This window comes from Mycobacterium tuberculosis H37Rv (assembly GCF_000195955.2).
GTDB classification, from domain to species: domain Bacteria; phylum Actinomycetota; class Actinomycetes; order Mycobacteriales; family Mycobacteriaceae; genus Mycobacterium; species Mycobacterium tuberculosis.
The window spans coordinates 860,755-875,970 of record NC_000962.3 but is presented as its reverse complement, the minus strand read 5'-3'; the positions used below and the strand labels follow the sequence as shown (position 1 = coordinate 875,970).

The following is a 15,216-nucleotide window of genomic DNA, read 5'->3' as shown; positions in this document are numbered from 1 at the left end:
CGGCACCTGCGCAAGGATTCCGGCGAAGAGATCCGGTGCCATGTTGGCCACCGCGCCCATCAGCAGACCGCCCGCGCTACCCCCCAATGCCACCAGCTGCTGCTGGGAAGTAAGTCCCGTGTCCACCAGATGTCTTGCCACCGCGATGAAGTCGGTGAACGTGTTCTTCTTGTCCAGTAGCTTGCCGTTTTCATACCACAGCCTGCCCATCTCACCGCCGCCGCGAACGTGGGCGACGACGAACACCATCCCGCGATCCAGCAGCGACAACCGAGCGATGGAAAACCGCGGATCCTCACAGATCTCGTAGGCGCCGTAGCCATAGATCAACGCAGGTGCCGGGAATTCGATATCGGCTCGGTGCACTATCGAGACCGGGATCCGGGTGCCGTCGTCTCCGTACGCCCAGTCACGCCGCTCCACATAGTCTTCGCGGCGGTAGCCGCCCAGTACGGGCTGTTCTTTCAGCAAGGTACGCTCGCCAGTGACCAGGTCGATGTCGTAGATCCGCACCGGGGTGACGAAAGATCCGGCACCGACCCGCAGTTTGGGCGAATCCCAGTTGGGGTTGGGCCCCAGTCCGGCCGACATCAGCTCGGAGTCGAACGAGATCTCTTCGGGCTCACCATAGTTTCCGTCAGGCCCGATCGGCCACAGTTGAACCCGCGGCAGCGCCTCGCGCCGATAGCTGACTACCAGATGGCCGGCCAAGGCATCCACCGCGTCGAGTCGGACGTCGTCGCGGTGGGCGATGAGGGTGCGTTGCCGCGCAGGATCCTCGACCGGGGCCTCTACCAGTGTGAAGTTCACCGCGCCGTCGTTGTGCAGGATCAGAAACCGGTCCTGGCCAGCTATGACCGCATGCTCCACCGAGTACTCGACGCCGTCGCGGCGCGGCAGCACCACGCTGAACTGCGCTGTCGGATCTGCCGCGTGCGCGTAACGGACCTCCGAAGTGATGGACGACCCCGCCGCAATCAGCAGATAGGCGTTGCTGCGAGTACGCCCCACCGCGAGCCAGAACCGATCATCGGCTTCGTGGTAAACCCGCTCCGACGATTCGCCGGACCCTAGTCGGTATCGCCACACTGTGTCCGGACGCCAGGCCGCGTCCACGGTGGTGTAGTAGACAGTGGTTGTCAGCTGCCCAGGTGACTCCCGCTCCGATCCCGGCGATCTCGTCCGGGTACTGTTCTCCGGTGCGTAAATCCTTGAACCGCAAGGTATATCGTTCGTCACCTACGACATCAACGGAATACGCTAAGAGGTTATCGTCCAGGCTGACGCTGGCCGCGCCCAGTGCGAAGAAGTCGTGGCCGTCAGCTTCCACGTTCTCGTCGAGCAGAAGCTGTTCACCGGGTATTTCGGTGCGCTCGTCGAACTCTGGTGGGTTCCAGTCGTCGGGATCGGTTACCGGGCAACGACAGTGTACGCCATACTGCTTTCCCTCAAAGGTCCGCGCGTAGTACCACCAGTTGCCACGTCGCGTCGGCACCGATAAGTCGGTTTCCTTGGTACGCGCTTTGATTTCGTGGAAGATCTTTTGCCGCAATGGCTCAAGGTGCGCGGTGGTCCGTTCGGTGTAGTCGTTTTCAGCTTCGAGGTAGGCGATTACTTCAGGGCTGTCCTTGTCGCGCAACCATTCATATGGGTCGACAAAGACGTCGCCGTGGTGCTCCCGGCGGGTCTGCACCCGCTTGGCCACGGGCGGTGAGGGTAGTGCGGTTCGGTGCATCATGCGCCAGGGCCGATCCAGTCGTCGAATTTTAGTTCGGAAATCCGTTCGTATGCATTAATATAACGGGCACGCGTGGCCTCGACGATATGCTCGGGGAGCGGAGGCGGCGGCCGATCGCTGCCTCTATCCCAGCCGGACTCGGAGCCGGTGAGCCAGCTGCGGACAAACTGTTTGTCGAAGCTGGTCTGGACCACGCCGGCCCGGTAGTCGTCGGCAGGCCAGTACCGCGACGAGTCCGGTGTGAAGATTTCGTCGGCCAGCAGCAGGTTGCCGTGGCGGTCGATGCCAAATTCAAACTTGGTGTCGGCGATAATGATTCCGCGGGTGAGAGCGTGATCGGCGGCCTGCACATACGTCTGCAGAGTACGATCACGCAGCTGGTTGGCACGCAACGCGCCTACCATCTCCACCACCCGGTCAAACGAGATGTTCTCGTCGTGGTCCCCCAACGCGGCTTTAGTCGCCGGGGTGAACAGCGGTGTGGCGAACCGACTGGCCTCGACCAGGCCCGGCGGCAGCGCGATACCGCATACCTTCCCGGTTGCCTGGTAATCCAGTAACCCCGAACCGGTCAGGTAGCCACGGGCCACACATTCCACCGGCAGCATCTCCAGCCGACGCACCACCAGCGCGCGGCCCAGCACCTCGTCGGGGATACGCGGGTCGTCCGGCGGCCCGGCCAGATGGTTAGGGGCATCGACGAGCCCGAAGAAGAATGCGCTCATGGCGGTCAGGACGCGGCCCTTGTCCGGGATGGTGCTGTCCAGGACGTAGTCGTACGCCGAGATCCGGTCGCTGGCAACCAGCAGCAGGTGCTCGTCATCGACACGGTAGATCTCGCGGACCTTACCGCTGGCCACATGCTGGTAGTCGGACAATGCGGGGCGCATCGCGCCAGCCTATCCGCCGCACGACGGCGCCCTGTGCTGGTATCTCTGGTATGAGATCGCGCTTCTTGCCGTATGCCACCACGCCCGGCCGACTGCTGGCCCAACTGATCAGCGATATCACTGTCGCGGTGTGGACGACGCTATGGATGCTCGTCGGCCTCGCCGTGCACGACGCCATCTCGATAATCGGCGAGGCCGGCCGCCAAATCGAAATCGGCTCGCACGGGATTGCCGGCAACCTGGCGGCCGCGGGCCAGGACGCCCAGCGTATCCCGGTGGTGGGCGACGCGCTCAGCAACCCCATCACCGCCGCAAGCCAGGCCGCCCTTGACATCGCCGGCGCCGGCCACAACCTGGACACCACGGCCGGCTGGCTTGCGGTAGTGCTCGCGCTGGCGGTCGCCGCGACGCCGATTCTTGCCGTGGCCATGCCCTGGCTGTTCCTGCGGCTGCGGTTCTGCCGGCGCAAGTGGACCGTTACCACCCTGGCGGCGACCCCAGCCGGTCGCCAGCTGCTGGCGCTGCGCGCATTGGCGAACCGGCCGCCGGGCAAACTGGCCGCCGTCAGCACCGATCCGGTCGGCGCCTGGCGACGAGAGGATCCCGCCACCATGCGTGCGCTGGCCGCGCTCGAGTTGCGGGCCGCCGGAATCCCGCTGCGCGGGGACTAGCCTCCGCGCAATTCAACGACTAGGTGCCGGATGCCGGTATGCCGGTTGCTACGTGTCCATTCCGCGGGTTCCACCACCCGCACTGAGCCAAAGCGGGACAAGAGTTCCTCGAACAGCACCCGCAGTTCCAGCCGAGCCAGATTGGCGCCCAGGCAATAGTGCACCCCCTGACCGAAACCCAGGTGCGGATTGGGTTTTCGGGTGATATCGAACTCGTCCGCGCGGTCGAACACGCTGGGATCACGGTTGGCCGAGCCCTCCCACACCACAACCTTCTGACCCGCCTCGATCGGCTGGCCGCCCAGGCTGACCGCACGGGACGCCGTGCGCCGCTTCGATGGTGACGGCGACGTCCACCTCACGATCTCTTCGATCGCAGTCGGCAACAACTCAAAATCGCTTCGCAGCGTTTGCAGTTGGTCAGGGTTCTCGGCCAGCGCCAGCAGCCCGCCGGCAATGGAGTTACGGGTGGTTTCCGCGCCGGCGCTGAACAGTAGATGGAAGAACAGGTACAGTTCGGCGTCGGACAGCGCCGGCGCGTCCGGATCGTCGATGGTAGCGTTGGCGACGACGGACAGCATGTCGTCGGCAGGTTCGGCGCGTTTACCGGCGATCAGCTCCAATGCGTAGGTGTATAACCGCGATCCGGCATCCTCGACGTTCAGCCTCGGCATCGTCGCCCTGCGGGAGCCGCGGAAATCGAATCCCGGCTCAACCGCCTCGAACAACCAATGTCGATCCGTCTCCGGCACACCCAGCAGAATGCAGATCATCTGCATGGGCAATTCGGCAGCGATCTCGACCACGAAGTCGAAAGGCGCTCCGGGTTCTACGCCATCGAGCAATCCACGCGCCCGGCGGCGCAGATCGTCTTCGACCCGCCGGATCATCCGTGGTGTCAAGCCCGAGCTGACCAACCGCCGGATACGGGTGTGCCGGGGATCATCCATCATGTTGAGCACCTGGCCGGCGACCGGCAGATCCTGCAGCACCGTGCCCCCAAACCGACGTTGGCCCCCGGTGACCGACGAATAGGTCACCGGATCACGTAACACCTCAAGGGTTTCGGCGTAGGTAGCCACCGACCAGAAGCCCTCCCCGTCCGGGGTGTGCTCGGTCGGCCGATGCCAATACACCGGCGCTTCACGACGGTGGATGGCGAAGAGGTGATGGGGGAAGCCGTCGGCGAAGTTGTCCAGATCGGTCAGATCGATGCCCGAAAGCCCGGCGGCGGTAGTCATGACACTAAAGAATTGCACCCGGCGTGTATTTAGCCGCGTCCGGGTAACGGCTCACCAGCGCGTCCACCATCGCGACCACATCATCGACCTGGTCACCCGCGGCACCGGCAAATGCCTTCTTGTCGGCCAGCGCGGCCTCCAAAGCGTCTCGTCCCAGCGTCAGCCGCGGATCGGCGGCCAACCGGTCCAGCAGGTCGGGCTCCGCGCCGTGTTCTCGCATGGCCAGCGCCGTCGCCACCGCGTGCTCGGAGATCAACCGGTGCGCGGACTCGCGACCCATCCCCGCGCGCACGGCCGCCATTAGCACCTTAGTGGTGGCCAGGAACGGCAGATAACGATCCAACTCGCGGCCGATCACCGCCGGGTAGGCGCCGAACTCGTCCAGCACCGTCAAAAACGTCTCGATCTGCCCGTCGACGGCAAAGAAGCTGTCCGGCAACGCAACCCGGCGCACCACGGAGCAAAACACATCACCCTCGTTCCACTGTGCACCGGCTAACTCGGCCACCATGGATGCATAGCCGCGTAGCACAACCTGCAGCCCGTTGACCCGTTCGCAGCTGCGGGTGTTCATCTTGTGCGGCATCGCCGACGAACCGACCTGACCCGGCGCGAAACCCTCGGTGGCGAGCTCGTGGCCGGCCATCAATCGAATCGTGTGTGCCAGTGATGACGGCCCCGCGCCGAGCTGCACCAGAGCCGAAACCACGTCGTGGTCCAATGAACGCGGATACACCTGCCCCACGCTGTTGAAAACAGTTGCAAAGCCCAAGAAGTCGGCGACGCGCCGCTCGAGATCGGCCAGCGCCGCACGGTCACCGCCCAGCAGATCGAGCATGTCCTGACCGGTGCCCATCGGGCCCTTGATGCCACGCAGGGGGTAGCGGTCGATCAACTCCCTCAACCGCCTCAACGCGATCATCATCTCTTGGGCCGCCGAGGCGAACCGCTTGCCCAAGGTGGTGGCCTGAGCGGCCACGTTGTGGCTGCGCCCGGCCATGATCAGGTCACGGTAGCTCACCGCCCGCTCGGCCAGCCGCGCCACCGCCGCCACCCCATGGGCGAAAATCACTTCCAGCGACCGCCGAATCTGCAGTTGCTCCACGTTCTCGGTCAGGTCGCGGCTGGTCATCCCCTTGTGCACGTGCTCATGACCGGCCAATGCGTTGAATTCCTCGATGCGGGCCTTGACATCGTGGCGCAGCACCCGCTCCCGGGCTGAGATCGAGGCCAAGTCCACATCGTCGACCACACGTTCGTAGTCGGCGAGCACCGAATCGGCAACCGCTACCCCCAGCTCTGCCTGTGCCCGCAATACGGCCAGCCATAACCGCCGCTCCGAGACCACCTTGGCCTCCGGCGACCAGATCGCGACCATCTCGGCGCTGGCGTATCGGGTGGCCAGCACGTTGGGAATGCTCACTTGGCCCTCACAAAGACACAGCTTACGGTCGCGGGCCTAGTAGTCGCAGTTGTCACACGAGTCCCGGCGCCAGGGAGCACCCGATGTGCCCGACTCATCGCGACAACTCGGCAACGCCCGGTCCCGGTGCCGCCCGGGCGATGTCGCTATGAGACGGGCACAACGCGCATCCCTCTGACAGAGGCGCAAGTGACGGATGTGACACCACAGCACATACGCCGCGGCCCCGCCATACCCTGGGCAGATGTACTTCGTCGGCGTGGACCTCGCCTGGGCCGGCCGCAATCCGACCGGTGTCGCGGCTGTCGACGCGGACGGGTGTCTGGTGGGGGTCGGTGCCGCTCGCGACGATGCCTCCGTGCTGGCGGCGCTGCGGCCCTACGTTGTGGGCGATTGCCTGGTCGCCTTCGACGCGCCGCTGGTGGTGGCCAACCGCACCGGCCAGCGGCCGGCGGAGGCCGCACTGAATCGAGACTTCCGACAATTCGAGGCCGGCGCGTATCCGGCCAACACCGAAAAGCCCGAGTTTGCCGACGTTCCACGCGCCGCCCGGCTGGCCCGCCAACTGGCGCTGGATATGGATCCTCTTTCGTCCGCCACGCGGCGGGCCATCGAGGTCTATCCGCACCCGGCTACGGTGGCGCTGTTTCGGCTACCCCGCGCGCTGAAGTACAAGGCCAAGCCGGGACGCAGCGTTGACCTGCTCAAATCGGAGCTATTGCGACTGATGGACGGCGTCGAGGGGCTCGCCCAGGCCGGGGTTCGGATGCAGGTAGCCGGTCAGCCGGATTGGGTCTCGTTGCGCCGGCAGGTGACGGTCGCGCAGCGAAAAAGCGACCTGCGGGCCGCCGAGGATCCGATCGACGCCGTCGTATGCGCCTACGTGGCGTTGTACGCCCAACGCCGGCCCGCCGATGTCACGATCTATGGGGACTTCACCACCGGGTACATTGTCACGCCGTCGCTGCCCACCGACTTCAGAACGGCACCGGACGCTGGTCGACGGGCGCGAGCACGTCGATGAGGTCGACCACCGTCGCCAGCGCAGCGGCACGCGGGTCCCGCCCTTCGACCAGCGCCGAGACCACCGATCCGTCGACCGCACAGATCAACGTACACACCAGTTCGATCTGTGCGGAGCGGCCGGAGCGCTCGATGGCCTCGGCCACGGCCTCAGCGCGCTGACGCAGGCTGCGGCGCATGCTTTCGCGCAGGTCAGGCAGGCGGGTACAGGCGATATGGCGCTCGTATCGTGAGATCAGCTGCTCGGCAAGCCCCGGACTGGACATTTCCCCCACCAGCAGGTCAACCAGCACAACGGCGGTGGTCTCGGGCCCCCGACGTCGCCGGGACAGCGCACTGACCCGGGCTCGCAGCTGAGCCACCTCGATCATTCCGATGTGTTCGACCGCGCGAGCGATCAAATCGTCGAGCGACGAGAAGTAGTAGGTGGTAGACGCCAACGGCAAACCGGCCCGCCGCGCCACCGCCCGGTGGCGTACCGCCTCGAACCCGCCCTCGCCGAGCAGCTCCGCGGCGGCGCTGACCAACGCATACCGCCGACGTTCTCCTTTTGGAGTGACCGCTGCTGTCACGCCCATCCATGCTGCCAGTCAAAGTGGTACTGCATTGCCAATTCGGCCAAACGTCCATGGCATGATGGCCCGCATGCCAGAGTTGAGCCGCCGCGCCGTGCTCGGTCTCGGCGCCGGCACGGTCCTTGGCGCTACCTCAGCATATGCGATCGACATGCTGTTGCAGCCCCGAACTTCACATGCCGCACCGGCGGCGGCGATTGGCACAAACGTTCCATTGGCGCCGACACCAGCACTCGATCCGGCCCCCCCGGCTCAGGCGGCGCCGACGATGTCCACCGGCTCGTTCGTGTCGGCAGCGCGCGCCGGGAAGATGACCAACTGGGCCATCGCCCGCCCACCCGGCCAGACCCAGGCGTTGCGGCCCGTGATCGCACTGCACGGCTTGGGCGGTAGCGCATCGGCCGTGATGGACGGCGGCGTCGAGCAGGGCCTGGCCCAGGCCGTCAACGCCGGGTTGCCACCGTTCGCGGTGGTCTCCGTGGACGGAGGCAGCAGCTACTGGCACCAGCGGGCTTCTGGCGAGGACGCGGGGGCAATGGTGCTCAACGAGCTCATTCCGCTATTGGACACCCAGCGGCTGGACACCTCCCGGGTAGCGTTTCTGGGCTGGTCGATGGGCGGCTACGGCGCTTTGCTGCTCGGCAGCCGCCTTGGACCGGCACGCACCGCAGCGATCTGCGCGGTCAGCCCGGCACTGTGGCTATCCGCCGGTTCCGTCGCACCCGGCTCCTTCGACGGACCCGACGACTGGTCGGCGAACTCGGTTTTCGGACTCCCCGCATTGGGGTCCATCCCGATCCGGGTCGATTGCGGCAACAGCGATCCGTTTTATGCCGCAACCAAGCAGTTCGTGGCGCAGCTGCCCCACCCGCCGGCGGGCGGCTTCTCCCCTGGCGGGCACAACGGTGGGTTCTGGAGCGCACAGCTACCCGCCGAGCTGACCTGGTTCGCGCCGCTGCTCACAGGTTAAGCGGCGTGAGCACGCCGTTTGGTTGGACCTTCCCCTACGCTTGGCCGCGCATGCCCATCCTGGCGACAAACGTCGTGTGCACGTCACAACCGCTGGCCGCGCAAGCGGGTCTTCGGATGCTGGCCGACGGCGGCAACGCGGTCGACGCCGCCGTCGCCACAGCCATCACCCTCACCGTGGTGGAACCGGTGTCCAATGGCATCGGCTCGGACGCCTTCAGCATCGTCTGGGACGGGCAAAAACTGCACGGCCTGAACGCGTCCGGCCGCTCACCCTCGGCGTGGACGCCAGAGTACTTCGGCGGCAACGCCGTTCCCGTGCTCGGCTGGAACTCCGTGACGGTGCCCGGTGCGGTGTCGGCCTGGGTGGAACTGCACGCCAGGTTCGGCAGGCTACCATTCGAAACACTCTTCGAGCCCGCCATCTCGTACGGCCGCAACGGCTTTCTGGTCTCACCGACCGTCGCGGCACAATGGGCGGCACAGGTGCCGTTGTTCGCATCCCAGCCCGGATTCGCCGATGCGTTCATGCCCGGCGGACGAGCGCCGAAACCCGGTGAGCTGTTTACCTTTCCTGACCACGCGGCGACGCTAGAGAAGATCGCGGCGACCAACGGTGAGGAGTTCTACCGGGGAGAGCTGGCCGCCAAACTCGAGGCGCACTCGGCGGCAAACGGCGGGGTGATGCGTGCCGACGACCTCGCCGCCCATCGCGTGGACTGGGTCGACACGATCACGGGAACCTACCGCGGGTACACCATCCACCAGATACCGCCCAACGGCCAGGGCATCGTGGCCTTGATCGCCCTCGGAATCCTCGAGCATTTCGATATGTCATCGTGGTCAGTGGATTCCGCTGAAAGTGTGCACGTGCAGATCGAAGCACTGAAGCTTGCCTTCGCCGACGCGCAAGCGTGTGTCGCCGACATCGACTACATGCCGGTGCACCCGAAGCGCCTGCTCGACAAGGAGTATCTGCGGCAGCGCGCCACGCTGATCGATCCAAAGAGGGCAATGCCGGCGGCCACCGGCATCCCGCGAGGCGGCACCGTCTATCTGGCCGCCGCCGATGCTGCGGGAATGATGGTGTCCATGATTCAGTCGAACTACCTTGGGTTCGGCTCCGGTGTGGTGGTGCCCGGCACCGGCATTTCGCTGCACAATCGCGGCTCGGATTTCACTGTGGTGCCGAGACATCCGAACCGGGTTGGGCCACGGAAGCGCCCCTATCACACGATCATCCCAGGTTTTGTGACCCGCGACGGTGCGCCGGTGATGAGCTTCGGGGTGATGGGCGGCATGATGCAACCCCAGGGTCACGTGCAGGTGCTGGTGCGCATCGCCGACTACGGCCAGAACCCCCAGGCGGCCTGTGACGGCCCTCGGTTCCGCTGGGTGAACGGTATGCGGGTCAGTTTCGAAAACGGCTTCCCGGATTCAACTCTCGATGAACTGCGGCAGCGTGGGCATGACTTGGTCGCAGTAGCGGACTACAGCCAGTTCGGGAGTTGTCAGGCAATCTGGCGGCTCGACGATGGGTACCTCGCGGCCAGCGATCCCCGCCGTGATGGCCAAGCCGCAGCCTGCTAGACGCTGATCTTCCCCTCGGCCGCCCGTAAACCGATATCGCTGCGGAAATGACCTCCTGGCAACCGAATTGAACTGAGGATTTCATACGCGTGTGCGCGTGCTGCGGACAAGTCGGCACCGGTGCCCACCACCGACAGCACCCGGCCACCGGACGAAACGATCGCGCCATCGTCGCGCCGCGTGGTTCCGGCGTGCAGCACCCCCTCGGCTTCGGAGCCGACAACGACGTCGCCGACCCGGGGGCGCCCGGGATAGTTTTCGGCCGCCAGTACCACTGTTACGGCCACACCGTCACGCCACCGCAACTCGCCGAAATCGGCCAGCTTCCCGGTAGCGGCGGCATGAAGCAGTTGGCCGAGCGGAGACTCCAGCAAGGCCAGCACGGCTTGGGTCTCCGGATCGCCGAATCGGCAGTTGAACTCGACCACCGCCGGCCCGCGGGCGGTAATCGCGAGACCAACATACAGCAATCCGCAAAACGAGCTTCCACGCCGGACTAGTTCGGCCGCAACGGGTTCGACGATCCGGCTGACCACCTCCCGATAGATGTTGTCGGGCAACCACGGCAGCGGCGCGTAGGCGCCCATACCGCCGGTGTTAAGTCCGGTGTCGTCCTCACCGACTCGCTTGAAGTCCTGTGCCGGCAGCAGCGGCACCACGACGGTGCGGTCGACGACACAGAACAGCGATACCTCCGGGCCGTCCAGGTAGGACTCCAGCAACACCGGGTGCCCGGCCTCGAGCAGGGCAGCTCCGTGTGCGCGCGCGACATCGCGGTCCGCTGTCACCACCACACCCTTGCCGGCGGCTAGCCGGTCGTCTTTGACCACCCAGGCCGGGTCACCGGCAGGCGGCCCGAACCGGTCCAGGGCCGCGTCCAAGTGCGCTGGGCTGTCTACGATTTCGCTGTTCGCGGTGCGCACACCGGCCGCCGCCATGACGTCCTTGGCGAATGCTTTGGAGCCTTCGATGCGAGCCGCGTCCTTACCGGGCCCGAAACACACGATGCCGGCCGCGCGCACGGCGTCGGCCACCCCGAGCACTAACGGTACCTCGGGGCCAATCACCACCATGTCAGCGCCGACTTCGCGAGCCAGGGCGACCACCGCCTCGGCGGAGGTGATGTCGACGTCGTGCTGCTCGGCGATCCGAGCGGTGCCTGCATTGCCGGGAGCAACGATTAGCCCCGAAACCTGCGGGTCTTTGCCGAGCGCCAGCAATAGCGCATGTTCGCGGGCACCCGAACCGATTACCAGGACGCGCACGACACGTCAGACTAGCTCGATTTACCAGATTCCTTAGCAAGAACTTCGGCGACGTTGGCTTTCGTGTCGGGCAGCGAGCCGTTCTCGGCCGCCTGCTTACGCTTGGCCGCTACCCGCTCGATCGCACTGTTCAGCCGCGAGCCCAGCGGGAAGCCGACATAGTGGGTAATGAACACAGCGAGTTCACGCAGCTCGTCTATGGTGAGTTCGTCGTTATGCAGGACGGCGTTGACTTGGACCTCGAGCAGATCCGACTGGCCTTGAGCGGTCAGCACCGCGATCACGGCCATCCGCCGGTCCCGCATGGACAGGCCGGGACGGGTCCAGATCCTGCCGAATAGGTGATCGACGGTCAGGGCAAAAAACTCACCTGGCATGTCGGGCATGTCCCAGGCGTAAACCTCGTTCATTTTGTCCAGGCCGGTGCGGCGCAGCTCGTCCATCATGTCTCCTTTGCTGGCTCGGTGTCCGGGTGCGGTACCCCGAGGCCGGCGGCCAGCCGTTGCAGCGCCAGCTGGGCCAGCGGCAGGTCGACCGATACCACCTCGCCCAGGGCCAACGCCAGACTCAGGTCTTTCTCACCCAGGCCGCGGGTGTGCTCCAACAACGGCCGCAGCGGGTCAGCCGGCTCCATCGGCGCAGTGGTGTTGCGGAACATGATCGCTCCCGCGCCGCCGGTGAATGAGTCGCTGTGCCGCACCACCTTCCCGAGCGCCACGAGGTCTAAGCCACAGGCTTCGGCCAGCCGCTGCGCCTCGGCGGCGGCGGCATAAGAGACGAAAGTCAACATGTTGCGCGCCAGTTTCATCCGGGTGCCAGCGCCCGGTTCCCCGGCATGAATCAACAGCGAAGCCCACCTCGAAAATGGCTCTTTAATCCGCTGGAACGCCTCGTCGTCAGCGCCGACCATCACGGCCAACTCACCCTTGGCGGCCGCCGCCGCGCCGCCGCTGACCGGTGCATCCACGATGTGGATCCCCTGCGGCTTGAGCTTTTCGGCCAGATCGACTGCTGTCGTGTCGGCGATGGTGGAGTGAATCGCGACAATAGTGCCGGGCTTGGCGTGCGTCGCCAGTCCGTTGTCGGCGGTGATCACCGAACTCACCTGCGCGTCGTCGAACACGGTGATGCTGATGATGTCGGCTTCGGCGACGTCGGAGACGCTTGCCGCTGCGGTGGCGCCGCCCTCGACGAACGGTGCCATGGCCTCGACCCGCACATCGAAAACGGTCAGTCCGCCAGGCCAATCGAGCAGACGCTTAGCCATCGGCGCGCCTTGATTACCCAAGCCGATATATCCCAGGCGTGGTGTCTCCGGGTGAGCGGTCATGAGCGCCGCTCTCCCCCGCCAGCGGATGGGGGTACCTCCCACTTGTGGGGGCGTGCCCCCACCTCATCGCCCCGCTCTGCATCGGCGCCGGCGCCGGTCATGACCGGATGATCTGTCCGCCATCGACATTGAAGATCTGCCCGGTGATCCACGATGCCGAATCCGACAGCAGGAACAGGCACATGCCCACCAGATCCTCCGGTGTACCCATCCGCGACAGCGGGATGGTCTGCACCATGTTCTTGACCAGCTCTGCGGGGGTGACGGTGCGGGTAGCTTCGGTGTCGATCGGTCCGGGTGCGATCGCATTGATCCTTATCTTCATTCCGCCCAGCTCGCGGGCCAGCTGCTGCGTCAGCCCGTTGACACCGACCTTGGCCAGGCCGTAGAAGTTGGAATACAGCCAGGCCGCGGTCGAGGACTGGTTGACAATCGCGCCGCCGCCCCGTTTGGCCATGTGCTTGTACACCGCGCGGGTACACACCAGCACGCCGTCGTGGTTGACGCTCATGAATTTCTTGTAGTAGTCCAACGGCACGGTCAACAACAGATCGAGCTTCATGCCACCGTAGATCGCCGCATTGTTCACCAGATAGTCGATGCCGCCGAAAGCACCGACGGCGCGGTCGACCATGGCTTTAGCGGAATCCTCGTCGGACACGTCAACGGGCACATGAATCGCAGTACCGCCGTCGGCGACAATCTGCTTGGCTACCGCCGCGGCACCGTCGGCGTTGATGTCAGCGACGACCACCGAGGCACCTTCGCGGGCCAACGCCTGAGCGTAGGCCTGCCCGATACCCTGGGCAGCCCCGGTGACGATAGCCACCTTGCTGTCGAACATGGCTTCCTTTCTGCGCTGTCAACCCGCTAGCTAATTTGCAGCGGTAGCAATGAGTTTGGCTTCTAAGTACTCCTCGAAGCCGAGGAGACCCATCTCGCGTCCGATACCGGATTGCTTGTAGCCGCCGAACGGCGCGTCGGCGCAGTACCAGACACCCCCATTGACGTTGACGGTGCCTACCCGCAGCCGCGAGGCAATCCTCGCGGCGCGCTGCGGGTCGGCGCCATACACGGTGCCCGACAAGCCGTATGGCGAGTCGTTGGCGATGCGCACCGCATCATCGTCACCGTCGTGGGCAATCACCGTGAGCACCGGTCCGAAGATCTCCTCTCGGGCGACTCTGGCGTCATTGGTCAACCCTGCGATGACCGTGGGCTCGATGTAGAAACCGACCTCTCTATCCGCCGGCCGCGCGCCACCGCATGCGAACCTTCCGCCTTCGGCGACCGCCAGGTCGAGGTAGCCCTGCACACGATCCCGTTGTCGGGCCGAAATCAACGGCCCGCAAACGGTTCCGGGGTCGTTGGGATCGCCGGGCCTGATCGACGACATGGTGGCTGCCGCGATGGCAACCGCCTCTTCATAACGGGCCCGTGGCACCACCAGCCGGGTCGTGATTGCGCACCCCTGCCCGGCGTGCATGCAAGCCGAGAACGCCGATACCGCGCTGGCAGCGGCTAGGTCAGCGTCGTCGAGCACGACGAACGCCGACTTGCCACCCAGTTCCAGAAAAACCTTTTTGATGGTGGCCGCGGCATCGGCCATTACGGCACGGCCGGTCGCAGTAGAACCGGTGAACGAAATCATGTCCACCCGAGGGTCTTTGGCCAACAGCGCCCCCAAAGCGTGACTGCTGGAGGTGACGATGTTGACAACGCCCGGTGGGAAGTCGGTGTGCTCGACGATGATTTCCCCGAGCGCTGCTGCGCACCACGGTGTGTCAGGCGCCGGCTTTAAAACGACGGTGTTACCCGCGGCTAGCGCCGGACCTAGCTTGGCGAGATTGATCTGGTGCGGGAAGTTCCACGGGGTGATGGCGCCGACGACACCGACGGCCTCCCGTGCGAGGGTGCGCCGGGTGGCGATGCCCAACGGCGATGCCTCGCCGAGGTCCTGCTTCCACGGGTAGGACTCGGCCGTGTCCGCCGCAAACGATAGATCCCCGACCGGGCCTTCCAGCTGGGCGCTGGCGGTGAGCATCCGCGGCGCGCCCACCTCGGAGATCGTCAGTTCGCGTAGTTCTTCGACGTGCTGTTGCATTGCGTCGCGCAGTTGCCGAACACACCGCACCCGAAGTTCGGTATTGCGGGACCAGTCGGTCGAGTCGAACGCCCGCCGCGCGGCCTCGATGGCGCGGCCCATGTCCTCGGCATCGGCGTCGGCGGCGACTCCCAGCACTTCCTCGGTGGCCGGATTGACCGTCGGGAAGGTGCCCGCACGGCCGTCCGATAGTTTGCCGTCGATGAGCAGCGCACTAATTCCGTCGCCCCACAGGGCCATCTACCGCTCCCAACTTCTCCGACTCTCATCATCGATTGGACACTTGTCCGATATTGCCTCATCGAGACCGTATCCGCAAGGCCGCTACACCGTCCTGACCGATGCACCAGGGGCCACGTCGCGTCGCGGACAGTCCCATGTTAGCTGCATGTTTAGC

13 protein-coding genes and 1 other annotated feature are annotated in these 15,216 nt (G+C 65.3%); of the genes, 4 read left to right on the top strand and 9 right to left on the bottom strand.

Annotation, left to right across the window (positions count from 1 at the left end; genetic code table 11):
• Window positions 1-1,734 precede the first annotated feature (1,734 nt).
• Window positions 1,735-2,628 (bottom strand): phosphoribosylaminoimidazole-succinocarboxamide synthase, encoded by an 894-nt coding sequence (gene purC, locus Rv0780; protein ID NP_215294.1) that lies wholly within the window; start codon window positions 2,626-2,628, stop codon window positions 1,735-1,737.
• Window positions 2,629-2,678: 50 nt separating this feature from the next.
• Here purC and Rv0779c point away from each other — a divergent pair, with 50 nt between their 5' ends.
• Window positions 2,679-3,299: a transmembrane protein gene (locus tag Rv0779c; RefSeq protein ID NP_215293.1), complete on the top strand. Its 621-nt coding sequence runs from the start codon at window positions 2,679-2,681 to the stop codon at window positions 3,297-3,299.
• Here Rv0779c and cyp126 read toward each other — a convergent pair.
• Both cyp126 and purB read right to left on the bottom strand, forming a co-directional pair.
• Entirely contained in the window at window positions 3,296-4,540 is a 1,245-nt protein-coding gene (gene cyp126, locus Rv0778; RefSeq protein NP_215292.1) for a cytochrome P450 Cyp126, read from the bottom strand. The two genes, Rv0779c and cyp126, sit on opposite strands and share 4 nt — an antisense overlap.
• Window positions 4,541-4,544: 4 nt before the next feature.
• Window positions 4,545-5,963: an adenylosuccinate lyase PurB gene (gene purB / locus Rv0777; protein NP_215291.1), complete on the bottom strand. Its 1,419-nt coding sequence runs from the start codon at window positions 5,961-5,963 to the stop codon at window positions 4,545-4,547.
• 244 nt (window positions 5,964-6,207) lie between these two features.
• Here purB and Rv0776c point away from each other — a divergent pair, with 244 nt between their 5' ends.
• Window positions 6,208-6,987, top strand: a complete 780-nt coding sequence (locus Rv0776c; protein NP_215290.1) for a hypothetical protein — start codon at window positions 6,208-6,210, stop codon at window positions 6,985-6,987.
• Here Rv0776c and Rv0775 read toward each other — a convergent pair.
• Window positions 6,941-7,564 carry a hypothetical protein gene (locus tag Rv0775; protein NP_215289.1) on the bottom strand — a complete coding sequence of 208 codons (624 nt, stop codon included), beginning with the start codon at window positions 7,562-7,564 and terminating at the stop codon, window positions 6,941-6,943. The two genes, Rv0776c and Rv0775, sit on opposite strands and share 47 nt — an antisense overlap.
• A 55-nt stretch (window positions 7,565-7,619) precedes the next feature.
• Here Rv0775 and Rv0774c point away from each other — a divergent pair, with 55 nt between their 5' ends.
• Together Rv0774c and ggtA are read left to right on the top strand one after the other, a co-directional pair.
• Complete coding sequence (locus Rv0774c; RefSeq protein NP_215288.2) at window positions 7,620-8,531, top strand: hypothetical protein; 912 nt, start codon at window positions 7,620-7,622, stop codon at window positions 8,529-8,531.
• A 50-nt stretch (window positions 8,532-8,581) separates the two neighbouring features.
• Window positions 8,582-10,120, top strand: coding sequence for a bifunctional cephalosporin acylase/gamma-glutamyltranspeptidase (gene ggtA / locus Rv0773c; protein NP_215287.1), 1,539 nt, complete (start codon window positions 8,582-8,584; stop codon window positions 10,118-10,120).
• Here ggtA and purD read toward each other — a convergent pair.
• The 5 genes from purD to aldA all read right to left on the bottom strand — a co-directional run bounded on the left by purD (window position 10,117) and on the right by aldA (window position 15,059).
• Window positions 10,117-11,385: a phosphoribosylamine--glycine ligase gene (purD, locus tag Rv0772; RefSeq protein NP_215286.1), complete on the bottom strand. Its 1,269-nt coding sequence runs from the start codon at window positions 11,383-11,385 to the stop codon at window positions 10,117-10,119. The genes ggtA and purD overlap by 4 nt on opposite strands.
• 11 nt (window positions 11,386-11,396) lie before the next feature.
• A complete protein-coding gene (locus Rv0771) occupies window positions 11,397-11,831 on the bottom strand; it encodes a 4-carboxymuconolactone decarboxylase (protein ID NP_215285.1) in 435 nt (144 codons plus the stop codon).
• A complete protein-coding gene (locus Rv0770) occupies window positions 11,828-12,715 on the bottom strand; it encodes an oxidoreductase (protein ID NP_215284.1) in 888 nt (295 codons plus the stop codon). Before Rv0770 ends, Rv0771 begins: the two co-directional genes overlap by 4 nt.
• Window positions 12,716-12,816: a repeat region (101 bp Mycobacterial Interspersed Repetitive Unit,Class I), on the bottom strand.
• Window positions 12,813-13,559, bottom strand: coding sequence for an oxidoreductase (locus Rv0769; RefSeq protein NP_215283.1), 747 nt, complete (start codon window positions 13,557-13,559; stop codon window positions 12,813-12,815). Its footprint overlaps the feature before it by 4 nt.
• 30 nt (window positions 13,560-13,589) lie before the next feature.
• Window positions 13,590-15,059, bottom strand: a complete 1,470-nt coding sequence (gene aldA / locus Rv0768; RefSeq protein ID NP_215282.1) for an aldehyde dehydrogenase AldA — start codon at window positions 15,057-15,059, stop codon at window positions 13,590-13,592.
• Window positions 15,060-15,216 lie beyond the last annotated feature (157 nt).